Origin of the sequence: Streptomyces sp. NPDC057445, assembly GCF_042802855.1 — a bacterium.
Taxonomy (GTDB): Bacteria; Actinomycetota; Actinomycetes; order Streptomycetales; family Streptomycetaceae; genus Streptomyces.
In genome coordinates this window covers 309,314-331,111 of sequence record NZ_JBHVDH010000006.1, presented here as the reverse complement: position 1 = coordinate 331,111, position 21,798 = coordinate 309,314, and the positions used below count along the sequence as shown (strand labels likewise).

The window sequence follows — 21,798 nt, the reverse complement described above, 5'->3', positions numbered from 1 at the left end:
GCCACTGGGGAGGGTGTACAGCGGCACCGTACGTTGGTGTCACCGATCGGAACCCCCAGTAACCACACCGACCACCCTGTGGAGACCGCTTCTCATGACCACCACTCACGAATCCGTCCGGCTCGGCCTTCTTGCCCGTATCGAGGCAAAGCCGGAGCACGCTCAGGAAGTCCAGGACCTGCTGACCAACGCCGTCGCCCTTGCCGAGCAGGAGACGCACACGACGGTCTGGTTCGCCCTGCGCCTCGGCCCCACGTCGTTCGGCATCTTCGACGCGTTCGGCAGCGAGGAGGCCCGTCGCGCCCATCTCGAGGGCAAGATCGCGGCGGCCCTCGCCGACTCGGTGCCGCTGCTCGCCGAGGCCCCTGACATCCGCCCGGTCGACGTCCTCGCGGCAAAGCTCCCCGCGGCCTGAGTCACAGATCCGTCCATGCGCGGACCACGACCGCGCAGACGCGCGGGCGCCGCCCCGGAGACCCGTACCGGCGTTCCGGGACAGCGCGAGGGCCGGGGCAGCCGCAACGGCTGCACCCGGCCCTCAAGGTGCGACTGACGGATCGTCCACTCAGCCCGCAGCGGGAACGAGCTTGGGGTTGGCTCCGTACTGGTTCTCCTCCGGCTTGCCCTCGGAGGCAAGGAAGACGAGCAGGATGATGCCGCCGACGAAAGGCACGGCACCTATGAGAAGCCACCAGCCCGAGCGGCCGGTGTCGTGCAGCCGGCGAACCGCGACGGCCAGCGACGGGATCAGCACCGCCAGGAAGTAGAGGCCGTAGGGGATCTGCGTCTTGATGGCAGCGCCGATACCGGCCAGCACCAGGGCGGCGACGAGGTTGAGGAGAGTGAACATCCAGTACTCCTTGCGGCGCGCACGGCCGCCGAATCCGGCGTAGTTCTTGAGCACTGCCAGATACCAGCTCACTTCGGTTCCTCTCATGCCCCTTGTCAGGGACGCATCGTTTTCGGTCAAGCAAGGCGGAACGTATGGCACACATAAAGACGGGTCAAGAGTCGTCCGGAAACTGGTGAAAGGTTCACCTACCTGCGATGAAACCGTCTCCGTTTCGACGCTGAAGGACCGTCCGCATCACTGCAGGAACGGTGACCTACCGTCATGAATCGGCCCTCGGCGGTCACTCGGCCGGTTCGGGCGTCGAGGCAGCGGTTCCTCGCCGCGAAGGGCTGTCGATTCTGCGCGTCACCGCTGCCGGTGCGGTCGCCCTCACTGCGGGACCGCGGCCGGGAAGCTCACCACAAGTGCGGGAAGAGGACGGGTGCATGATGACTCGCCGGATGCCGGAAGTCCGGGCGGAGCCCATGGGGGCGGTCGTACCGCCCCCATGTACCCGCGATGCCCCGGCCGAAGCGATCGACCGGGGCATCGCCGTGTGTCGAATCAGTCCACAAGCGGCAGGTAGACCCGGTTGCCGCTCGCCGCGAACTCCTTGGACTTCTGGAGCATGCCCTCGGCGATCTCCGCATCCGTCGAGGCCGGCTCGTCACCGCCGAACTGCTCCGCGATGCTCCTGCTGATCTTCATCGAGCAGAACTTCGGTCCGCACATCGAACAGAAATGTGCGGTCTTCGCCGGCTCCGCCGGCAGTGTCTCGTCGTGGAACTCCCTTGCCGTGTCCGGGTCCAGGGCCAGGTTGAACTGGTCCTCCCAACGGAACTCGAAGCGCGCGTCGGAGAGCGCGTCGTCCCACTCCTGCGCTCCCGGGTGCCCCTTGGCGAGATCGGCGGCATGAGCCGCGATCTTGTAGGTGATGACACCGGTCTTGACGTCGTCCCGGTTCGGCAGGCCCAGGTGCTCCTTGGGCGTGACGTAGCAGAGCATCGCCGTACCCCACCAGGCGATCATGGCGGCTCCGATACCGGAGGTGATGTGGTCGTACGCCGGTGCCACATCGGTCGTGAGGGGGCCCAGAGTGTAGAACGGCGCCTCTTCGCAGATCTCCTGCTGGAGGTCGATGTTCTCCTTGATCTTGTGCATCGGGACATGGCCCGGGCCCTCGATCATGGTCTGTACGTGGTGGCGCTTGGCGATCGTGTTGAGTTCCCCGAGGGTCCTCAACTCCGCGAACTGCGCCTCGTCGTTGGCGTCGGCGATCGAGCCGGGTCGCAGGCCGTCGCCGAGCGAGTACGTGACGTCGTACGCCGCGAGGATCTCGCAGAGCTCCTCGAAGTTCTCGTACAGGAACGACTCCTTGTGGTGTGCCAGACACCAGGCCGCCATGATGGAGCCGCCGCGCGAGACGATGCCGGTCTTGCGGCGCGCGGTGAGGGGCACGTAACGGAGCAGCACACCCGCGTGGACGGTCATGTAGTCGACGCCCTGCTCGGCCTGCTCGATGACGGTGTCCTTGTAGATCTCCCAGGTCAGCTCCTCGGCACGGCCGTCCACCTTCTCGAGCGCCTGGTAGAGGGGGACCGTGCCGATCGGCACGGGGGAGTTGCGCAGCACCCACTCGCGGGTGGTGTGGATGTTGCGGCCGGTGGAGAGGTCCATGACGGTGTCCGCGCCCCAGCGGGTCGCCCAGGTCATCTTCTCGACCTCCTCCTCGATCGAGGAGGTCACCGCGGAGTTGCCGATGTTGGCGTTGACTTTCACCAGGAACCGCTTGCCGATGATCATCGGCTCGATCTCCGGGTGGTTGACGTTGGCCGGCAGCACCGCACGGCCGGCGGCGATCTCCTCGCGAACGACCTCGGGGGAGACGTTCTCCCGGATCGCCACGTACTCCATTTCCGGTGTGATCTCGCCGCGGCGGGCGTACGCGAGCTGAGTCACCGCCTGTCCCCCGCGGCCCCTGCGGGGCTGCCGCGGCCGGCCCGGGAACACCGCGTCGAGGTTGCGCAGCCCACCGCGCGGGGAGGTGTGCTTCACCCCGTCGTCCTCCGGGCGGACGGGACGGCCGGCGTACTCCTCGGTGTCGCCCCGGCCGATGATCCAGTTCTCGCGGAGCGGAGGCAGACCCCGGCGGACGTCCGTCTCGATGTTCGGATCGGTGTACGGCCCGGATGTGTCGTAAAGCGTCACGTCCTTGCCGTTGGTGAGGTGCACCTGACGGACCGGCACCCGGATGTCGGGGCGGGAACCCTCGACGTACCCCTTGTGCCAGCCGATGGACTTCCCGCTCTCACTCTCGCCCTCGTTCGAGCTGGAGGCAGGCGTGCGTGTGTCCTGAACGGTCATCGTGACCTACTCCCTACGCCGGCATTACCCGGTAACAGGTTCGGCGGTCGGCGCAGCTGTCCCGTAAGGATCTACGGAGGTCAGCGCCCTCTCAGCCCGGTGCTCCGAGCTCCCGCGTGTGCAAAGGCCCCACCACGCTAGCGCCCTGTCTGGCGCGGTGAACAGTGGGCCTCTTTCGTTCTTGCGATGATCTGGCTGTGACTTCCTCACAGCGAACGCCCGAACCGAACGACAGGGCCGGCGACGGCAGCGCCGGCGATCATGCCGCCGATCACGTCCATGCCCACGCACACGGCCCCGCAGCGCCCGTGTCCCGTCATCTGAGGCGGGTCATCGCCGCGGTGCTGATTCCTTTCGCAACCGCGGTTCTCGTGGGGCTCGTCGTCCTCTGGCCGGGCGGCATCCCCGGCCACGAGCGCACCGGTGTCGGGTTCGACCGGGAGACCCAGGAGGGGAAGGTGGTGAAGGTCGAGCAGGTCGACTGCAAGGACGTGAACGCCGCACAGGTGCCGCCGACCGGGGACACCTCGACCCCTGAGGGCCGCGAAGCGGTCAATTCACAGCGAGGCACGTGCGCACGGGCCACCGTCGAGGTCACAACCGGCAAGGACAAGGGACGTACGTTCGTCGAGATCGTGCAGCCGGACGCGCCGCGGCAACTGCACAAGGGCCAGGGCGTGGTGGTGGCCTACGCTCCTGACGCCCCGCCCGATCTTCAGTACTCGGTCTCCGACGTGGACCGCGGGTTCCCGATGGCGCTGCTGGCCGGGATCTTCGCGCTGGTGGTCGTTCTGGTGGGGCGGATGCGCGGGGTGATGGCCCTGATCGCGCTGGCCGCGAGCTTCGCCGTACTGACGCTGTTCATCCTGCCCGCGATCCTTCAGGGCTCGAATCCGCTGGTCGTGGCCGTGGTCGGGGCGAGCGCGATCATGCTGATCGCGCTCTACATGTGCCATGGGCTGTCCGCCCGTACCTCGGTGGCCGTGCTCGGCACACTCATCTCACTGCTGCTGATCGGGCTGCTCGGTTCGCTCTTCATCGGCTGGGCTGCACTGAGCGGGAACACGGACGACAACACCGGGCTCATCCACGGCCTGTACCCGGGCATCGACATGTCCGGGCTGCTGCTGGCAGGCGTGATCATCGGTTCGCTCGGTGTGCTCGACGATGTGACGGTGACCCAGACATCGGCCGTCTGGGAGCTGCACCAGGCGGATCCCACGATGGGGCCGCGCAGGCTCTACCAGTCCGCCATCCGGATCGGCCGGGACCACATCGCCTCGGTCGTCAACACGCTCGTGCTCGCCTACGCAGGCGCGTCGTTGCCGCTCCTGCTGCTCTTCTCGATCGCGCGATCCAGCGTGGGGACGGTGGCCAACAGCGAGCTGGTGGCAGTGGAGATCGTACGGACGCTGGTCGGATCGATCGGTCTGGTCGCGTCGGTGCCGGTGACCACGGCGCTGGCTGCCCTGGTCGTCTCCGCCGACCGACCGACGGCCGGCGCGGGTGCGGCGGCGGTACGCGGCGGCAGGGGACGCAGGCGCAAGAAGTGACGTGGCGGGCCTGACGCGGCAGACCGTGGCACGGGCAGCACACCGCCACGCACGGGGGCGGGGCGTCAGGGCGGGGCGGGAGATGCCTCAGCCCGCGTTCTCCTCCGTGAGGATGCGCCCGAGTGCCGCCTCCAGATGGTCCTCGAAGTCACCCAGCGTGCGCTCCTGCCCGAGCGGCACCAGCTTGTCGGTCCGGTCGAGAAAAGCCACCAGGGGTGCGGCACTCGCCCGGAACAGCGCCCGGTCACCGCCGACCTGGAGCCGGATGGAGACGTCGGACAGCCCCTCGGCCACGGTCGGGGCGATGCGTACATCTCCGTCCCCACTCGGCCTGTTGATGCCGTCGACGAGCAGCTCACGGCCGAAGGCCCATGTCACGGGCGCGTCGCCAGGCAGGTGGAACGTCATCCGGACCGCGTACGGATCTCCCGTCTCGTACCGGAGTTCCACCGGGATCCGGAACGAGAGCTCGTCGGAAACCATGAAGCTCATCAGGACCTCGGCCTGGACCGACTCGCGCATCAGTACCCCGCAGTAGATGAAAACAGCCAGGATGGAATCCTCCAGGCCCTCTTGACGCCATCGTGCTGCACGCCCCGGCAGATCACAAGGAGTAATTTTTCAGATACTGATAGAGACCGTGAACGGACTGAGCAGGCTTTCCACGCCGACACGAAGTTGATCAATTGCAGGGAGCAGCCGTTCTCCCTGGTGAAGCGGGAGGGAAATTGCCAGGGCCGCGGCCGTGGAACCGGCCGTGGGCATGACCGGAATTGCCGCACAGACCGTGCCGACCGCATATTCCTGTTTCTCGACGACAGGTCGCATCCGGCCTGTCGCGTCGAGCCGTTCCAACCGCTCCAACCGCTCGAGCAGGGCGGGCCGGTCGGGGACCGTGTAGGGAGTGACCGGCTGTACGGGATGGCGGTCGAGGTGGTCCCTGCGGGAGGCGGCGTCGAGCTGACTCAGCAGGCACTGACCGATCGCATGTGCATGACCCGTCTCGCGGAAGTCCGCCCGTTCGTCCGCGGCGGTCTCGTACGCGCCGTCGGCGACAGCGACGAGCTCCATCTCCCCGCTGCGGTAGACCGCGAAATAGACGGGAACGCCGAGCGCTTCCCGCCAGTGCGGCAAGGAGTCCTCGATCCAGCTGTCCCGCCTCTGCATCGCTCCGCCTGCCGCAAGCCTCACGGCAGCCTCGCCGAGGACGAACACCCCGTTCTCGCGCCGGAGATAGCCCTCGTGGGCCAGGGTCCGCAGCAGGTGGTACGCGGTCGGCAGGGGCAGGCCCGCCTCCCGTGCCAGTTGCTTGGCGGGGGCCCCTGCAGGATGGGAACCCACGGCCTCCAGCAGTCTCAGCGCACGCTGCACGGAGCCGATGAGGGTGGGTGCGGGGGCCGCCGTCTTCGCGCCCGGAGCGGGAGCGGCTCTCGTGGTCGTGTCAGGAGCAACGACAGGAGCAGGAGCTGTAGCCAAAGGTCACCCCCAGGCATGGTGACGGGCGGCACGCCCGCCCGCGGGGGCCACCCCCGCGCTCCTGCCGCGCTCCTCGGGGATGGGTCCAGGACATCCGGACCCAAACACAGCAACAACCCAGGAAGTCGTAACAAGCCGCTGTTCAACGCGATTGTCGACCCAGGATCCCCAGGGAACGGCAGGCTTTCGCCACTCTAATGGCAGCCACCGTTCGGCCGTATGGTTTCGCGTTCAAGGTTCCCCCGGGAGGGCTAACGTGCGTACGCGCTACCAGTCGCCACGCGACGACGAGGAGGAGCTCGTGAACTTCCGTACGACGTAGACGAGCCCGCCGACGAGGGCCACGAACACCAGGACCTTGAAGAGCAGTCCGATGACGATCCCGATCACAGTGGCGATAAGGCCGCCGAACACGACAATGGCGATCAAGGGGATCGCGACCCACTTCACCCACCAGGGCATCCCCGCGAGTATCTCCTGCACCGCCATCGTTCCTACCTCGCTTCTGTGAGTTGTCCTCTGGCTTCGATGCTAGGCGCGGGCAGGGGCCGGCGGAGCCTCCGCAGCCCTTGAACTCCCCTGATCCGCCCCCTAGGGAGACCCGGAGCAGCGAGTCAGCTCTCAGGCGGAGAGAAGACGACCATGACCCGCAGATCCTCGGTGATGTGATGGAACTTGTGGGCCACACCGGCCGGGACGTAGACCACGCTGCCCCGCCCGACCTGCGTCGTCTCCATCCCCACCGTGATCGAGGCACGGCCGCTGACCACGAAGTAGATCTCGTCCTGACCATGCGGCTGCTGGGGGTCGCTCTCACCCGCGTCGAGCGCGTACAACCCGGCCGACATGTTCCGTTCGCGCAGGAACTGCAGATACGCCCCGTCGTTGGCGGCGCGCTCCGCCTCCAGCTCGTCCAGTCGGAATGCTTTCATCGTCCGTCCGCCCCTGCACTTGGCCCGATCACGTCTGCCACGATCAGACACATGAAGAATTTCGTAGTCAAGACGATCGCGAATGCCGGGGCCTTGGCCGTGGCAATCTGGCTGATTCAGGACATAACACTCACCGGTACCAGCACCGGCAAAAAGGCGCTGGCCCTGATACTCGTAGCACTGCTCTTCGGCCTGGTGAACTTCTTGGTGAAGCCCGTCGCCAAGCTGCTGACACTTCCGCTCTTCATTCTCACCCTCGGGCTGTTCACGCTGGTGATCAATGCCCTGATGCTCCTGCTGACCTCGTGGCTCGCCGACAAACTGGACCTGAACTTCCATGTCGAGGGCTTCTGGACGGCAGTGCTCGGGGGCCTGATCATCTCGATCGTGTCGTGGGCACTGAACGTCGTGCTCCCTGACGACAAGGACTGAGTGGCCGATGTCCCTCCCCCACGCCTTCTCCGTCTGTTTCGTCTGCACGGGCAATATCTGCCGATCGCCGACGGCCGAGTCCGTCTTCCGTGCCCGCCTCGAGGAGGCCGGACTCGACGGCCTCGTCGCGGTGGACAGCGCCGGCACAGGAGGCTGGCACGAGGGCGACGGAGCCGACCACCGGACCGTGGCCGTCCTGCGTGCGAACGGCTACGGGTCGGGCCATGTGGCACGGCAGTTCCGCGCGGCCTGGTTCGACCGGCTGGACCTGGTGATCGCCCTGGACGAGGGACATCTGCGCGAGCTCCGACGGCTCGCCCCGACGGAGACGGACGCCGCGAAGGTGCGGCTGCTGCGCTCGTACGATCCGGCGGCCCAGGGCGACCCCGATGTCCCCGACCCCTACTACGGTGACATGGACGGCTTCGAGGAATGTCTGCGGATGGTGGAGGCCGCGAGCGAGGGTCTGCTCGCCGCGGTAAGGAACGCGATCGAGGAGCGGGCGGCATGACCGGCGGCGCGAAGGAAGAGCCGGTGACAAGTGGCGAGCCGGGCGTGGGAGACGGCACGAGGGCCGTACGTGCGGGACTGCCCGAGGCGCGGAAGCACGAACCGACGCTGCCGGGGCCGGTCTTCGCCGCGCACTACCACCTGCCGGGCGAGCCGACGGGTCCGTACACCTATGGACGCGACGACAACCCGACCTGGACGCTGCTGGAGCGTGCCATCGGCGAGCTGGAGGCACCGCAGGAACCGGACCACGGCGGCGCGGGGGAGCGGTGGAGCGTCGAGACCGTCGTCTTCGCCTCCGGGATGGCCGCCGTCTCCGCGGTGCTGCTCTCCCAGGTGCGGGCGGGCGACGTCGTCGTGCTCCCGGACGACGGCTATCAGGCGCTGCCGCTGGTGCGGGAGCAGCTGGAGGCCTACGGGGTCGAGGTCCGCACGGCACCGACGGGCGGCGACGCGCAGCTCGCGGTACTCGGCGGGGCGAAACTGCTGTGGATCGAGACGCCCTCCAACCCGGGCCTCGATGTCTGCGACGTGCGGCGGCTCGTGAAGGCGGCACACGGCGAGGGGGCCCTGGTCGCCGTCGACAACACACTCGCGACGCCCCTCGGACAGCGTCCGCTGGAGCTGGGCGCGGACTTTGCCGTGGCCAGCGGCACCAAGGGGCTGACCGGTCACGGAGATCTGCTGCTCGGCTATGTGGTCTGCCGGGACCCCGCCCTCGCCGCGCGCGTACGGCACTGGCGCAAGGTCGTCGGCGCGATCCCCGGCCCGATGGAGGCGTGGCTCGCACACCGCTCACTCGCCACGCTGCACCTGAGGACCGATCGCCAGTGCGCGAACGCACTCGTTCTCGCGCGGGTACTGGCCGGACGCGCAGAAGTGAGGGGGCTGCGCTACCCCGGGCTGCCGCAGGACCCGTCGCACAAGGTCGCCTCCGCGCAGATGCGCCGCTTCGGCTCCGTGGTTTCCTTCACGTTGCCGGACCGCGGGTTCGCGGAGCGGTTCCTGGCCGGACTGCGCCTCGTCGATGACGCGACGAGTTTCGGAAGCGTCCGCTCCAGCGCGGAACGCCGGGGCCGGTGGGGCGGTGACGCCGTCCCGGAAGGATTCATCCGCTTCTCGGTCGGGGCGGAGGACCCTGACGACTTGGTCGCCGATGTGATCCGCGCCCTGGAGGCAGCGGCGACCGACTGACTGACCGGGACGTTGTCCGGCACCCGACGGGCAGACAGACCCGCAGAGGGACGGTCCGAGCCTCCCCCCTCATGGCTCGGACCGCCCCGGCTCCACGCGCGGAGAACCGCTCGAACAAAGGCTAGTTGACTCTGCGTCAGTGTCCAATCACGCTGGCGACAGGAACCTATCGACTTATTTATAGTTGGACGATGGACCTGGCCTTGCTGCGCACATTCATCACGGTGCACCGGGCCGGCTCGTTCACTCGCGCCGCCGCACTGCTGGGCCTGTCCCAACCCGCGGTGACCAGTCAGATCCGGACCCTGGAGCGGCAGCTCGGGCGCCCCCTCTTTCTGCGTCAGGCGCGCGGTGTCACCCCCACGACCATCGGCGACGAACTCGCCCACCGGGCGGCCCCCCATCTCGACGCCCTTGTCGAGATCACCGAGGCCGGGCTGGACGAGGAGTCGGGCGTTCGGACGCTGCATCTTGCCGGGCCGCCCGAATTCACCTCCGTGCGCGCGCTTCCGGCCCTCACTCCGCTGATCTCCCAAGGGCTCGCCTTACGGACGTCCTTCGTGGGCAATGCCGAGGAGACCCTCGAAGGACTGGCGGCCGGGCATCACGATCTGGCCATCGCCACGGCACGCCCGCGGGGCGGTCTGCTCGCCGCGACTCCGCTCTGCGACGAGGAACACGTCCTGGTCGCCTCGCCGCGCTGGGCGGCGCGGCTCTGCCCCGGCGTCCTACGGGGCAAGGGCTCGCTCGTGCTGGAGCAGTTGCCGGTGGTGGAAGTCCACGAATCCCTGCCGTTCGTCTCCCGTTACTGGGCCGCTGTCTTCGACAGTCGTCCGGCCGCCGCGGGCACCGTCATCGCGCCCGATCTCAGGGCGGTCCTGGAGGCCACGGCCTCAGGTGCGGGTCTGGCCGTACTGCCACGCTATCTGTGCGAGCGCGACCTGGAGAGCGGCCGGGTGGTGGCACTGCTCGATCCGCCCGTACCTCCGCTGCGGACCTACTTTCTCGTCGTGCGCACCGGAACGCTCGCACTCCCGCACATCGCACGGGCACACGAAGAGCTGCTGCGTGCTGCCGCCGGATGGTGACAGCCGGGTGACAGCAGGTAACGCCGGGCAACAGCAGGGTGGACGGGTGTTTCAGAACGGGTGACGTGGGCCACTCTTCTGCCATGACCGAACGGCCAGTGGTCAAGCGCACCGCACGCGCCATCCTGCTCGACGGCGACGATCTCGTCCTGATCAAGCGCACCAAGCCGGGCATGGATCCGTACTGGGTCACTCCGGGCGGCGGGGTCGAGCCCGAAGACGCCACCGTCGTCGAAGCCCTCCACCGTGAAGTGGACGAGGAACTCGGCGCCAAGATCGTCGACGTGGTGCCCTGTTTCGTCGACACCGTCGAGCACATCGTGGACGGCGGGGTCTCGGGCGTGAAGGTGCAGCACTTCTTCGTCTGCCGACTGGCCGCGATGGACGAGTCGCGGCGCCACGGCCCCGAGGTGGAGGAGCCCTGCGGCGAGTACGAGATCGTCCGGGTGCCCTTCAGCCGCGTGGGGATCGCCGCCGTCCATCTCGTGCCGCTCTCGCTGCGGCACTACCTGGACGGCAATATCGAAGGCGTGCGGGCGATGCACGCTCCCGACCTGGGCTGATCCCGATCAGGACCGACGAAAGCCGTCCGCCGCGAGTCCGGTCGCGCCGGTGCGGCCGTCCGGTGGGGCGAGGTCTAATCGGCCGCCGCGACGAGATCCTCGAGAGAATCGTGGCGGATCCGGTCGAACGGGATTCCTATCCCCCTGAGCGCGTCCACACCACTGCGGATCATTCCGATCGGGCCCGAGAGATAGGCGTCGTACTCGTTCCACGGACCGTACTCGCGTACTGCGTCGGGCAGCTGGGCTCTGCCGTCGACAACAGGGCGCACGTGAAGCCACGGGTGGCTCTGCTGCAGCCGCAGCATCGTGTCGATGTCATACAGGTCGTGGTCGCTGCGCGCGCCGTAGAAGACTTCCACCGGCCGTCGCTCGCCGTGCTCGGCAACGTCCTCGACCAGGGCCTTGATCGGGGCGATGCCGGTGCCGCCACCCAGACAGAGCAGGCCGCTGTCGGTGGTGTGGTCGACGGTCATGGACCCTGCCGGTGGGCCGAGCCGCAGTACGTCGCCGGGGCGGGCGTGATGGACCAGGGCGTTCGAGACCCAGCCGGCCGGAACGGCCTTGACGTGGAAGGACAGCAGACCGTCGGAGCGCGGAGCGCCGGCGAAGGAGTAGTGGCGCCAGATCCGCGGCCACCACGGCGTCTCCAGGCTCGTGTACTGCCCGGCCAGGAAGGGATACGGCTGGTCGGGGCGCACGGTGATGACCGCGATGTCGGGCGTCCGCAGGTCGTGCGAAACGACCTCAGCATGCCACCAGGCGGGCGCATGGCGCTCGTTCTCCGCGGCTGCGTCGATCATGACCTGGGAAATCGTCGTGTACGTACGGACCCAGGCGGCCTCGGTCTCGTGGTTCCAGGTGGTCGTGGCGTAGCGGCTGAGCGCACCGATGAGCGCCTCGCCGACCGCCGGGTAGTGGGCGGGCTGGGTTCCGTACTTGCGGTGGCCGCGGCCCAGGTGCCGGAGGTAGTCAACGAGCACGGCGGTGTTGTCCATGTGCTCGGCGGCGGTGAGCAGAGCCTTGAGGAGACGGTCCCGCTGGGTGTCCATCGCGGCAGGGAACATGGCACGCAGGTCGGGGTGACGGACGAAGAGCAGGGCGTAGAAGTAGGAGGTGACCTTGTCGGCGACCGGGCCGATCTCCGCCATCGTCCGCCGGACGAGGATCGCGTCGGGGGACGCGTTGATGTCCTGCTCATACGCGGTGGGGTGTGCCGGGGATATGGGTGCGGCGCTCTGGTGGGCGGCGGCCTCGGGCGCGGGGGCCGGGGGCATGGGCGCGTAGGGAGCACCGGCCAGTGGAGCGCGGGCCTCCGACGCGTTCCGCTCTGCCGGGCCCGGGACACCTCGCGACTGCGTCGCGGAGGCCCTGTCGGCGCCGGTGCCGACCGGCCGTATCGCGGCTACAGGACGGCTGGGCGAGGCTATCCGGCCCTCCCCGTCCTCGCCTGTGGCACGGCCCTCCGTATGCGGCGTGGCCGGACCCGCGGCACCCCGCTTACGAGGGCTGAACCAGCCGCCCCCATCGTTCGTACCGTTCTCGCCTGAAGTGCCATTGTCCGCCGACGTGGTGGTCGGAGCGTCCATTGTGTGCCTCGCCTCGAGCATCTTCGGTCGGTCTACGCACTTCCGGATCCGGAACGTGCCTCAATTTCCCGCTGTGTCTCAGGACTCCTGCCGGCCACACTAACCTTTACCAAAGGAGGAATCGGGACGAGTGGGACTGGATTGTGACACTGCCCGCAACACCTGTCGTCGCAGCATGCCAGGCGGCACCTTCACGTCGGACAAAGAGCGGAAAGTCCGGGTATCCACGCCCGCTTTCCCGTTAGGCTGCATTGCCCTCATGTCTGTAGCCGCGATCAGGGCCCTCATCCCGGGGCGCGTACCCGACCGCCGAACTACCGACGCAAGCGCATGAGTTCGTAAGCCTCCCGCGGATCGCTCTTCGTGCAGGCATGTGTGGTGAGCCGGGACAGATGATGGTCCGCATTCAGCGCTACCGCAACGGGCAGCACGGCGAAGGTCTGCGCGTCGGCCATGCAATCACGCTATGCAACCACGGTCGTCCAGCTTCATCTCGAACTCTGCACAGGGCTGATTCCTGATCTTCACTTTGCTCGCCGAACCTCGTACCGAGGCGGAATAGTGCAGCCTCGCCCTGTACGCCGAGGCTGGTACGGCGGGTTACTCCCGCTGTCGGACGCGGAAAAAGCCAGGGCGCGACACCGTGTTTCACGTGAAACCACTCAAGCGTCCTGCACGGCGGGCCATCCTCGTCGTCCATGTCTCCGCATCAGCGGGCTGGCTCGGACTCTCTTTGGGGCTCTTCGGACTCAGCGTCGCCGCGGTAACCTCCGGATCTCCTGAAGCCGCTGAAGCCTCGTACCGCTCAATGGCAGTCTTTGTGAATTGGCTCATGATCCCTGTTGCACTGCTGACTTCTGGGAGCGGGCTACTACTGTCCCTCGGCACGCAATGGGGCCTCGCCCGGTACCGGTGGGTCTGGACCAAGTTCTGGCTCACGCTGATCACGACCGCGCTCACGGCCTTCTCGCTGCGGCCCGGAGTGAACGCGGTCGCAGACGAGGCCGCCGCAGGGATCCCTGTGACGGACCTGTCCGGTCTGCTGGCCGCCCCCATCGTCTCCCTGACCACGTATCTCTTCATGACCGCGATCTCGGTCCTCAAGCCGTGGGGAATGACGCGACGCGGCCGCCGCCTACGGGTCTCGGCCAGTTCCGGTAAAGCGCTGGACGAACGATCATTGCGTCCGACAGCCTGACCTTCATGTCAACACCGCTCAGCGAGCTATCCATCCGGCGGCTGACCAGGGGAGACCTGGAGGCCTGCGCCGATCTCTCCGAGGACCGCGGCTGGCCGCGGGAGGAGCACAAATGGGGCCTGCTGCTCGCCGCGGGGACCGGATACGGCATCGACGATCCTTCGGGCAAGGGCCTGGTCACCGCGTGTGTCGTGACGTCGTACGGACGAGGCTCCTCGCCCGGCCCCGGACTCGCCGCCATCGGCATGGTGCTCGTGGCGGAGCGGTACGCACGCCGGGGCGTCGGGCGCCGCCTGATGAAGCACGTGCTGGCCGAGGCCGAGGGCACACCGCTCACGCTGCATGCCACGCCCTACGGAAAGCCGCTCTACGAGGAGTTGGGTTTTGCGACGGTCGGCCGTGCGGAAATGGTCCGCGGCCACCTCCGTGCCACCGGCCCGGCGCCTCAGGTCACCACACGACCTGCGAACGCCGAAGACCTCCCCGCGATCCTCCACCTCGACGCTGAGGTCTTCGGCCTGGACCGTACCCATATGATCACTCGCCTTCCGGCCTTCGCCGACCAGTTGAGGGTCGCGGAGTCCAACGGCGTCCTCACGGGCTATGCAGCCGCCTGGCCCAACATGGAGACCCATGTCGTGGGCCCTCTCATCGCCCGTGACACCGACACGGCGAAGTCCCTCATCGCCTCACTCGCCGCGGGCACGGACCGGCCGCTGCGCACCGACATCGACGTACGGCACGAGGAACTGCTCAACTGGCTGAGGACGAACGGCCTGGAGCGGATCGCCTTCAACGCCGTCATGACGAAGGGCGCCCCCGGGCTCCCGGGTGACTGGACTCGCCGTTTCGCCCCCCTGACGGTGGCTGCGGGCTGAGGCGAGGCCGGCCCGAACGAGCCCCGCCCCGTCGGCCTCAGTGACGGAATGCGGGCACGGTTACGCGCTCCGCAGACAGCGCCTCGGCCACGGCCCGGCTCTCCCGGCGGGCAGAGCCGCGCTCAAGGGCTGCCGAGAGGACCGCGAGTCCGAGCGCCGACGCGGCGAGAATCGCACCGACCCAGTTCGGGGCGGTGAAGCCCAGACCGGCCGCGATCACGACACCACCGAGCCAGGCGGACAGCGCGTTGCCGAGATTGAAGGCACCTATGTTGACGGCTGAGGCCAGGGTCGGCGCGCCGGACGCCTGGTCCAGAACCCGCTTCTGCAGCGGCGGCACAGTGGCGAAGCCGAGGCCACCGACGAGGAAGACGGTGATCGCTGCTGCGATCTTGTTGTGCGCAGTGAGGGTGAAAAGACCCAGGACAAGGGCGAGCGAGCCGAGCGACACAAACAGCATCGGCATCAGCGCCCGGTCCGCGAACTTGCCGCCGACCAGGTTGCCGCCGACCATCCCCAGGCCGAAGAGAACGAGCAACCAGGTCACCGAGGAGTCGGCGAAGCCGGTGATCTCGGTCATCATCGGCGTGATGTAGGTGATCGCGGCGAACACGCCGCCGAATCCGAGCACGGTCATCGCCATGGCCAGCAGAACCTGCACGTTGCGGAAGGCAGCCAGTTCATGGCGAAGCCGGACGCCTTCGGGCCTGGGCTGCTCAGGTACCAGCCTGGCCACACCTGCAAGGCCCAGTACACCCAATCCGGCAACGATGAAGAAGGTCGCACGCCAGCCGACGCTCTGGCCGACGAGCGTGCCCAGCGGGACACCGACCACATTCGCGACTGTCAGCCCGGTGAACATCATGGCGATGGCGCCGGCCTTCTTCTCGGGTGCGACCAGATCGGCCGCGACCACCGAGCCGATACCGAAGAACGCACCGTGCGCGAGCGAGGCCACCACGCGGCCCGCGAGCATCACGCCGAAGACCGGGGCCACGGCGGAGAGCACATTCCCTGCGATGAACAGCCCCATGAGCAGCATCAGCATGCGCTTGCGGGTGACCTTGGTCCCCAGGACCGTCATCAGAGGTGCACCGAGGACAACGCCCAGGGCGTACCCGGTGACGAGATATCCGGCGACCGGGATGGACACCTGGAAGCCATCGGCGACCTCGGGCAGCAGCCCCATGATCACAAACTCGGTGGTGCCGATACCGAAGGCCCCGATGGCAAGGGCGAGGAGCGCGAGCGGCATGGGTTCACCTTTCCCAGAAAATTGCGTCTGCGCCTTACGAGCGACCACAATAATTGCAGACGCGGGTTAATTGCAAACGCGGGCTATTGCGTGGGTCGTCTATCCTGAAGTCGGGCCACCGCCCGGCGGCAGCAGCCCATGCCCTCATGGCGCGTCCCGGAGAAGGAGAGATCGATGACAGCGACGGATCCGGCACTCACCGCCCTCGCCCAGAGCTGGTGCGCTCTCTCCTTGCTGCACGGCCGGATCGAAGCCCACCTGGAACGGACTCTCCAGGCCAGCCACGACCTGAGCGTGCGTGAGTACTCGCTGCTTGATGTCCTCAGTCGGCAGCACAACGGCCCTGGCGGCCACCTGCAGATGAAGCAGGTCGCCGACGCCGTAGTGCTCAGCCAGAGCGCCACCACCCGTCTGGTCACACGCCTCGAGGACCGGGGACTGCTCAGCCGCTATCTCTGCGCCACCGACCGCCGCGGCATCTATACCGATGTCACGGAAGCCGGCTTGGCGCTGCTCGCCGAGGCGCGGCCCACGAACGACACCGCGCTGCGCGAAGCTCTCGATGAGGCCGCGAAGGATCCCGAGCTGACCCCTTTGGTCAGGGCGGTCGAAGCACTGCGGATCCCGACGTCCGTGTAGGACCGGCACAAGGCATCCGGATGCGACGCCCGTGCGGGACGCGCAGTCCGCACAGAACCAGGAACGACAGGCACCGGTCCTGGCGCCCCGCCCGCCCTAATAGGCTGCGGATCATGAGCGATCTGCAGATACGGCCCGCGTCCCCCACCGACATCCCTGCCATCGTGGCGATGCTTGCCGACGACCCACTGGGGGCCCGGCGTGAATCGCCGGACGACCTGTCTCCGTACACCGTCGCCTTCGAGCGGCTGGCCGCAGACCCGAACCAGCACCTGGTCGTCGCCGAACGTGAGGGCCGTGTCATCGGCACTCTCCAGCTCACCGTCATTCCCGGGCTGTCCCGGCGCGGCGCCACCCGCTCGATCATCGAAGCGGTGCGGATCCACGCCGATGAACGAGGCAGCGGCCTGGGTACCCAACTCATCGAATGGGCCGTCGACGAATCCCGCCGTCAGGACTGCCAATTGGTCCAGCTGACCTCGGACACCAGCCGTACCGACACTCACCGCTTCTACGAGCGCCTCGGCTTCGTGGCCTCCCACGTGGGCTTCAAGCTCATGCTCTGATTTCGTCCGGTCTGAGCGTGGATCGAACGCGGAGAGAATTTGTCCTCATTACGGGCCTACGATCCGGCCAGGCTCTCCATGCGCCGGCTCGGCGACGGTGTCGTGGGCTGTGTCGCACCGGGCGACGACGAGCCGGAGCCCCCGGTCGAGCCGTGGGCGGCCCTGCTCCCCAGCCTCGACCCGAGCGCCATGGCGTGGGCCGACCGGGCCTTCCATCTCGATCCCGGACACCGGCCCGCCCTCTTCGACTACGCAGGGAACGTCGGCCCTACGGTCTGTGGAACGGCGAGATCATCGGAGGCTGGGCGCAGAGGGCGGACGGCGAGATCGTTTGGAGACTGCTGTCCGACCGGGGGCGGGAGGCCTCCGCCGCGATCGAAGCGGAGGCCTCCCGGCTGACGATGTGGGTGAGCGAAAGCAGGATCACTCCGCGATTCCGAACCCCGCTGGAGCGGGAGCTGTCGGCCTGAGACTCAGGGCCGCGCCTGCTCGGTCACCCGTTTCACGTGAAACACGCCCTCAAGAACCCATTGCAACGGCTTCACTGCGGAAGGCCGCGCCAGCCTCCCTCGTCCACCCCTCCGGGGACATCAGCGGCAGGGTCGTACGGTTCGCGTGTAAACGCGAACGACCCCAGATCGAGGTGATCGAGCGAACCGTCGGCCCGACGCACGACGGTCAGCGTCTCCCCCGCGTAGTACCCGTCCAATCCGATCCAACTTCCGTCCCCACAAGCACGGAAGCGCGAGCCCCGGCCGTTCCCTCTCAGCGGATAGAGCTCCAGACCCCGGTCGGCCACCAGTTTCAGCCCCACGCCGAGTGTTCCCCAGTACCAGGGACCAGCCAGTTCAAGCAGCGTCTCATCCATCTCGGGCATCGGTCGCCACGGCTCGGGGATCCGCGGCTCGGCGTCGGCCACGATCCGCGGGAGATCGGCGGCCACTGTGCCGGTCAGCGGCCCCGAGGTGGCATTGGCGAGCGCGACAGCGGCGACGCCTTCCTCGACACTCACCCAGAAACATGCGACGAACCCGGGCAGCGAGCCACTGTGCCCGATGAGCGTGCGCCCTTCTCTCCGCACGACCTGAAGGCCGAGCCCGTAGCCGCTCTCCCATTCCCCCGCTTCCGGTGGGACGGACGGTGTGCGCATCTCCCTCACCGATTCCGCGCCCAGCACCCGGTCATCGCCATCGGCAAGAAAGCCGGCGAAGCGGCAGAGGTCGGATGCGCTCGACCACAGCTGACCGGCCGGGGCCATCAGCCCAAGGTCCTCTGCGGGTTCGGGCATCATCACGTCAGCCCAGGGATGTACCGCCCATCCGCGTGCGTGCGGGGCTTGCGGCTGGGTGGTCGTACGGGTCAGCCCGAGCGGCTCCACGATCTCCCGGCGGAGCACAGCCTCCCAGGACTCTCCACGCACTGCCTCGATCAGCGAACCGAGCACCGTATAGCCAGGGTTGGAGTAGTGATGCCGACGGCCTACGGGATGCACCAGCGGCCTGGTGCCGAGCACATCGCTCAGCTCGGGACGAAGGCTGCCCGGCGTACGCTCCCACCAGGGCGCCGGAGCTTCGGCTGCCAGTCCCGCACTGTGGCCCAGGAGTTGGGCAATGGTCACCTCGCCCACCCCTGTGCCGGGCAGATGCTTCTCCAGTGGATCAGCGAGGTCGAGCAGCCCCTCGTCCCGCAGCCGCAGGACCAACACGGCGGTGAACGTCTTGGTGATGGAGCCGATGCGGTACTGGGTGTCGGCATCAGGCGCATGACCGTCCACACAACTGCGCGCACCGCTCCAGATGTGCCGACCGTCCCGGGCGACCGCCCCCACGAAGGAGGGCGCGCGACCCTCGGACTGTGCGGTGGCGATTCGATGGAGGAGAGCCCGCTCCGTGCTCGGCAAAAGCGATTCAAAAGGTGAGGTCATGGTCAAGCTCTATCGCCACGACGCCCTTCGGGCCAACCACTCGCGGTCGATGCGCTTTCCCGGCCGGTCGGACCGGCGGATCAGCGCAGTCCGGCGAAGAGATCGTTCTCGGGTATGGCCGCGCCGGTGGCGTCCTGGACACGTACGAAGGTCTCCATGCCCATCAACTCGCCGAACCTCTCCTTGCCCATCTTGAGGAAGAAGATGTTCTCGCCCTGACTGGCGTGCGCGGCCAACGCGTCGAACTTCTGACCGCTGAACGCGGTGGTGTCCACCCACGTGGTGATCTCATCGTCGGGGAGGCCGATCTCGGCCATCGCGGCGGCCTCGGCAGGATCCGGCTCCGGCATGTCCTCATGAAACTCGCGCATGATCTCGCCGAACCGCTGCATCATCGAGCGGGGCATCGTGGTCCAGTACACCTTCGGTGCCAGCGTGGTCATCTCCAGCGCCGCCATCGTGATGCGGTGGGCCTGGATGTGGTCGGGGTGGCCGTAGAAGCCGTTCTCGTCGTAGGTGACGACCACATCAGGTCGGTAGTGCCGCATGAGTTCCGCGAGTCGGGCCGCGCCTTCCTGCACGGGGGTCTGCCAGAAGGATCCGGGGGCGTCGTTGCTCGGCCAGCCCGTCATCCCGGAGTCGGCATAGTCCAGCATCTCCAGATCGCTGACCTTCAGGACGTCACAGCTCGCCTCAAGTTCTTGACGGCGTATCAAGGCGACCGCCGCCGGATCGTGCCCGGGATCGCCCGGCTTGACACCCCCCGGTCCGTCACCGCAACCGCCGTCGGTACACGTCACGAGAACCGTGCGGATGCCTTCCGCCGCGTACTGCGCGAGAACCCCTCCGGTTCCGGTGGCTTCGTCGTCGGGGTGGGCGTGTACTGCCATGAGCGTCAAGGGCCGGTCAGTCATGAAACAGTCCTCCTGCAGAATTACGATTTGGTCCGAGTGTGCGGCGGGCGTACCGCGATCTTGGGGCCCGGATCCTGGTGGGGGGACGACCTTGTGGCTTCCGTGTTCCCCGCCCGTGCGGCGCCGGTCCCTCGGTCGATGCAACCGTGCCGACCGGCCCGGCTGTTCCCGGCGCGGCCGCTTGGCCTTCCAGGCGTCGGCGTTCAACGCGAACGAGGTACAGGCGCGACCTGCATGTCTCAGCGCCACGTCGGATCCGACTTCTATCCGGCATCAGCCGTGAGATTCCGACACGAAATTTGAGACCCTACACCGGCCGTCCGATCAGGTCTGCGCCATGTCCACGAAGCGCGAGTAGTGTCCCTGGAAGGCGACCGTGATGGTCGCGGTGGGACCGTTACGGTGCTTGGCGACGATCAGGTCCGCCTCGCCCGCGCGCGGAGACTCCTTCTCGTACGCGTCCTCACGATGCAACAGGATGACCATGTCCGCGTCCTGCTCGATGGAGCCGGACTCACGCAGGTCGGAGACCATCGGTTTCTTGTCCGTGCGCTGCTCGGGGCCACGGTTCAGCTGGGAGAGCGCGATCACCGGGAGCTCCAGCTCCTTGGCAAGCAGTTTGAGGTTACGGGACATGTCCGAGACCTCCTGCTGACGGCTTTCGGCGCGCTTGGAGCCACCGGACTGCATCAGCTGGAGATAGTCGATGACGACCAGCTTCAAATCGTTGCGCTGCTTGAGACGGCGGCACTTGGCTCGGATCTCCATCATCGACAGGTTCGGCGAGTCGTCGATGTAGAGCGGGGCCTGGGAGACATCCGGCATCCGGCGTGCCAGCCGGGTCCAGTCCTCGTCCGTCATCGTTCCGGAACGCATATGGTGCAGTGCCACCCGCGCCTCCGCGGACAGCAGGCGCATCGCGATCTCGTTACGGCCCATTTCGAGGGAGAAGATGACGCTGGGCAGGTTGTTCTTGATCGAGGCAGCCCGGGCGAAGTCCAGCGCCAGCGTGGACTTACCCATGGCGGGGCGGGCTGCGATGACGATCATCTGACCTGGGTGCAGTCCGTTGGTGAGCGAGTCGAAGTCGGTGAAACCGGTCGGCACACCGGTCATCTCACCGCTGCGCGAGCCGATCGCCTCGATCTCGTCGAGCGCGCCCTCCATGATGTCGCCGAGCGGCAGATAGTCCTCGCTGGTGCGCTGCTCGGTGACGGCGTAGATCTCGGCCTGAGCCGAGTTCACGATCTCGTCGACGTCGCCGTCCGCTGCGTATCCCATCTGCGTGATGCGGGTGCCGGCCTCCACGAGACGCCGCAGCACCGCGCGTTCGTGGACGATTTCCGCGTAGTACGACGCGTTGGCAGCCGTCGGCACCGACTGGACCAGCGTGTGGAGATAGGAGGCACCGCCGACACGCGTGATCTCGCCGCGCTTGACCAGTTCCGCGGCCACCGTGATGGGGTCGGCGGGCTCGCCCTTGGCATACAGATCGAGAATCGCCTGATAGACGGTCTCGTGCGCGGGCCGGTAGAAATCATGGCCCTTGATGATCTCCACGACGTCCGCGATGGCGTCCTTGGACAGCAACATGCCGCCGAGGACCGACTGTTCGGCATCGAGGTCCTGCGGAGGCACCCGCTCGAACCCGCCCGGGGCGCCGTCGTCCCACGGCCCGCTCTCCCGGCCGCGCTCGTGCTGCTCCTCGCGGCCACGCCCGCGGCCCTCTCCGCGTCGCGGACGGGAAACGGGCAGACGGTCGCCCGGACCGATATCGGCCCAGGGATCGTCCAGGGGCTCCGGAATGCTCACCGGCCGCCTCCCTCCCGTCCGCTCCGCGGACCTCACAGTGCCACTCTTTCTACGGCACGGCACTGACAAAACGAACGGC

The 21,798-nt window shown here is 67.6% G+C and carries 23 protein-coding genes, 1 pseudogene and 1 riboswitch; of the genes and pseudogenes, 12 read left to right on the top strand and 12 right to left on the bottom strand.

Translation table 11 applies throughout. The features are described 5' to 3' along the window. The first annotated feature begins 94 nt into the window (after nt 1–94). Nucleotides 95–415, top strand: a complete 321-nt coding sequence (locus ACFU5O_RS17195; RefSeq protein ID WP_384240982.1) for a putative quinol monooxygenase — start codon at nt 95–97, stop codon at nt 413–415. Nucleotides 416–565: 150 nt separating this feature from the next. Here ACFU5O_RS17195 and ACFU5O_RS17190 read toward each other — a convergent pair whose 3' ends face one another. Beyond that, entirely contained in the window at nt 566–922 is a 357-nt protein-coding gene (locus ACFU5O_RS17190) for a DUF805 domain-containing protein (RefSeq protein ID WP_384240979.1), read from the bottom strand. A 474-nt stretch (nt 923–1,396) separates the two neighbouring features. Continuing rightward, entirely contained in the window at nt 1,397–3,196 is a 1,800-nt protein-coding gene (thiC, locus tag ACFU5O_RS17185) for a phosphomethylpyrimidine synthase ThiC (protein ID WP_384240977.1), read from the bottom strand. Beyond that, a riboswitch (TPP riboswitch) is annotated at nt 3,190–3,322 on the bottom strand. Its footprint overlaps the gene before it by 7 nt. A gap of 71 nt (nt 3,323–3,393) precedes the next feature. Here thiC and ACFU5O_RS17180 point away from each other — a divergent pair. After that, a complete protein-coding gene (locus ACFU5O_RS17180; RefSeq protein ID WP_384240975.1) occupies nt 3,394–4,749 on the top strand; it encodes a YibE/F family protein in 1,356 nt (451 codons plus the stop codon). Nucleotides 4,750–4,836: 87 nt separating this feature from the next. Here ACFU5O_RS17180 and ACFU5O_RS17175 read toward each other — a convergent pair whose 3' ends face one another. The 4 genes from ACFU5O_RS17175 to ACFU5O_RS17160 all read right to left on the bottom strand — a co-directional run bounded on the left by ACFU5O_RS17175 (nt 4,837) and on the right by ACFU5O_RS17160 (nt 7,157). Beyond that, nucleotides 4,837–5,271 (bottom strand): SsgA family sporulation/cell division regulator, encoded by a 435-nt coding sequence (locus tag ACFU5O_RS17175; protein ID WP_384240972.1) that lies wholly within the window; start codon nt 5,269–5,271, stop codon nt 4,837–4,839. Between the two features lie 99 nt (nt 5,272–5,370). Further along, nucleotides 5,371–6,120 carry an IclR family transcriptional regulator gene (locus ACFU5O_RS17170; protein WP_384240971.1) on the bottom strand — a complete coding sequence of 250 codons (750 nt, stop codon included), beginning with the start codon at nt 6,118–6,120 and terminating at the stop codon, nt 5,371–5,373. A gap of 372 nt (nt 6,121–6,492) precedes the next feature. Next, nucleotides 6,493–6,708: a DUF5326 family protein gene (locus ACFU5O_RS17165; protein WP_384241111.1), complete on the bottom strand. Its 216-nt coding sequence runs from the start codon at nt 6,706–6,708 to the stop codon at nt 6,493–6,495. A gap of 131 nt (nt 6,709–6,839) precedes the next feature. Next, a complete protein-coding gene (locus tag ACFU5O_RS17160; protein ID WP_384240970.1) occupies nt 6,840–7,157 on the bottom strand; it encodes a cupin domain-containing protein in 318 nt (105 codons plus the stop codon). A gap of 51 nt (nt 7,158–7,208) precedes the next feature. On the opposite strand from ACFU5O_RS17160, the gene ACFU5O_RS17155 reads away from it, so the two are divergent. The 5 genes from ACFU5O_RS17155 (at nt 7,209) to ACFU5O_RS17135 (ending at nt 10,944) form a co-directional block, all read left to right on the top strand. Further along, nucleotides 7,209–7,589, top strand: coding sequence for a phage holin family protein (locus ACFU5O_RS17155; protein WP_384240967.1), 381 nt, complete (start codon nt 7,209–7,211; stop codon nt 7,587–7,589). Between the two features lie 7 nt (nt 7,590–7,596). Then, nucleotides 7,597–8,100: a low molecular weight protein-tyrosine-phosphatase gene (locus tag ACFU5O_RS17150; RefSeq protein WP_384240965.1), complete on the top strand. Its 504-nt coding sequence runs from the start codon at nt 7,597–7,599 to the stop codon at nt 8,098–8,100. Continuing rightward, nucleotides 8,097–9,293, top strand: coding sequence for a cystathionine gamma-lyase (locus tag ACFU5O_RS17145; protein ID WP_384240962.1), 1,197 nt, complete (start codon nt 8,097–8,099; stop codon nt 9,291–9,293). Before ACFU5O_RS17150 ends, ACFU5O_RS17145 begins: the two co-directional genes overlap by 4 nt. Nucleotides 9,294–9,484: 191 nt before the next feature. Then, on the top strand, nt 9,485–10,381 hold the full coding sequence (locus ACFU5O_RS17140; protein WP_384240960.1) for a LysR family transcriptional regulator: 897 nt from the start codon (nt 9,485–9,487) through the stop codon (nt 10,379–10,381). Between the two features lie 83 nt (nt 10,382–10,464). Then, nucleotides 10,465–10,944, top strand: coding sequence for an NUDIX domain-containing protein (locus ACFU5O_RS17135; RefSeq protein WP_384240958.1), 480 nt, complete (start codon nt 10,465–10,467; stop codon nt 10,942–10,944). Nucleotides 10,945–11,018: 74 nt separating this feature from the next. Here ACFU5O_RS17135 and ACFU5O_RS17130 read toward each other — a convergent pair whose 3' ends face one another. Beyond that, a complete protein-coding gene (locus ACFU5O_RS17130) occupies nt 11,019–12,554 on the bottom strand; it encodes a globin domain-containing protein (RefSeq protein WP_384240955.1) in 1,536 nt (511 codons plus the stop codon). A gap of 293 nt (nt 12,555–12,847) precedes the next feature. Continuing rightward, entirely contained in the window at nt 12,848–12,988 is a 141-nt protein-coding gene (locus tag ACFU5O_RS17125) for a hypothetical protein (RefSeq protein ID WP_384240953.1), read from the bottom strand. A 197-nt stretch (nt 12,989–13,185) separates the two neighbouring features. On the opposite strand from ACFU5O_RS17125, the gene ACFU5O_RS17120 reads away from it, so the two are divergent. Together ACFU5O_RS17120 and ACFU5O_RS17115 are read left to right on the top strand one after the other, a co-directional pair. Next, the gene (locus ACFU5O_RS17120; protein ID WP_384240951.1) at nt 13,186–13,731 is read left to right on the top strand and encodes a DUF2269 domain-containing protein; all 546 of its coding nucleotides are present in this window, start codon (nt 13,186–13,188) and stop codon (nt 13,729–13,731) included. Between the two features lie 5 nt (nt 13,732–13,736). Next, nucleotides 13,737–14,609 carry a GNAT family N-acetyltransferase gene (locus ACFU5O_RS17115; protein WP_384240949.1) on the top strand — a complete coding sequence of 291 codons (873 nt, stop codon included), beginning with the start codon at nt 13,737–13,739 and terminating at the stop codon, nt 14,607–14,609. A 37-nt stretch (nt 14,610–14,646) separates the two neighbouring features. Here the strand turns inward: ACFU5O_RS17115 and ACFU5O_RS17110 are convergent, their stop codons facing one another. Then, on the bottom strand, nt 14,647–15,864 hold the full coding sequence (locus ACFU5O_RS17110) for an MFS transporter (RefSeq protein ID WP_384241109.1): 1,218 nt from the start codon (nt 15,862–15,864) through the stop codon (nt 14,647–14,649). A 174-nt stretch (nt 15,865–16,038) separates the two neighbouring features. Here ACFU5O_RS17110 and ACFU5O_RS17105 point away from each other — a divergent pair, with 174 nt between their 5' ends. The 3 genes and pseudogenes from ACFU5O_RS17105 to ACFU5O_RS17095 all read left to right on the top strand — a co-directional run. Next, a complete protein-coding gene (locus ACFU5O_RS17105; protein WP_384240947.1) occupies nt 16,039–16,503 on the top strand; it encodes a MarR family winged helix-turn-helix transcriptional regulator in 465 nt (154 codons plus the stop codon). 113 nt (nt 16,504–16,616) lie between these two features. Then, nucleotides 16,617–17,069 carry a GNAT family N-acetyltransferase gene (locus tag ACFU5O_RS17100; protein WP_384240945.1) on the top strand — a complete coding sequence of 151 codons (453 nt, stop codon included), beginning with the start codon at nt 16,617–16,619 and terminating at the stop codon, nt 17,067–17,069. Between the two features lie 87 nt (nt 17,070–17,156). Next, nucleotides 17,157–17,539, top strand: a pseudogene (locus ACFU5O_RS17095) (DNA glycosylase AlkZ-like family protein); the annotation flags it as partial. Between the two features lie 71 nt (nt 17,540–17,610). Here ACFU5O_RS17095 and ACFU5O_RS17090 read toward each other — a convergent pair. The 3 genes from ACFU5O_RS17090 to dnaB form a co-directional block, all read right to left on the bottom strand. Continuing rightward, nucleotides 17,611–18,993, bottom strand: a complete 1,383-nt coding sequence (locus ACFU5O_RS17090) for a serine hydrolase domain-containing protein (protein WP_384240943.1) — start codon at nt 18,991–18,993, stop codon at nt 17,611–17,613. Nucleotides 18,994–19,073: 80 nt separating this feature from the next. Further along, nucleotides 19,074–19,907: a PIG-L family deacetylase gene (locus tag ACFU5O_RS17085; RefSeq protein WP_384240942.1), complete on the bottom strand. Its 834-nt coding sequence runs from the start codon at nt 19,905–19,907 to the stop codon at nt 19,074–19,076. 324 nt (nt 19,908–20,231) lie between these two features. Next, a complete protein-coding gene (gene dnaB, locus ACFU5O_RS17080; protein WP_384240941.1) occupies nt 20,232–21,719 on the bottom strand; it encodes a replicative DNA helicase in 1,488 nt (495 codons plus the stop codon). Between the last annotated feature and the right edge of the window lie 79 nt (nt 21,720–21,798).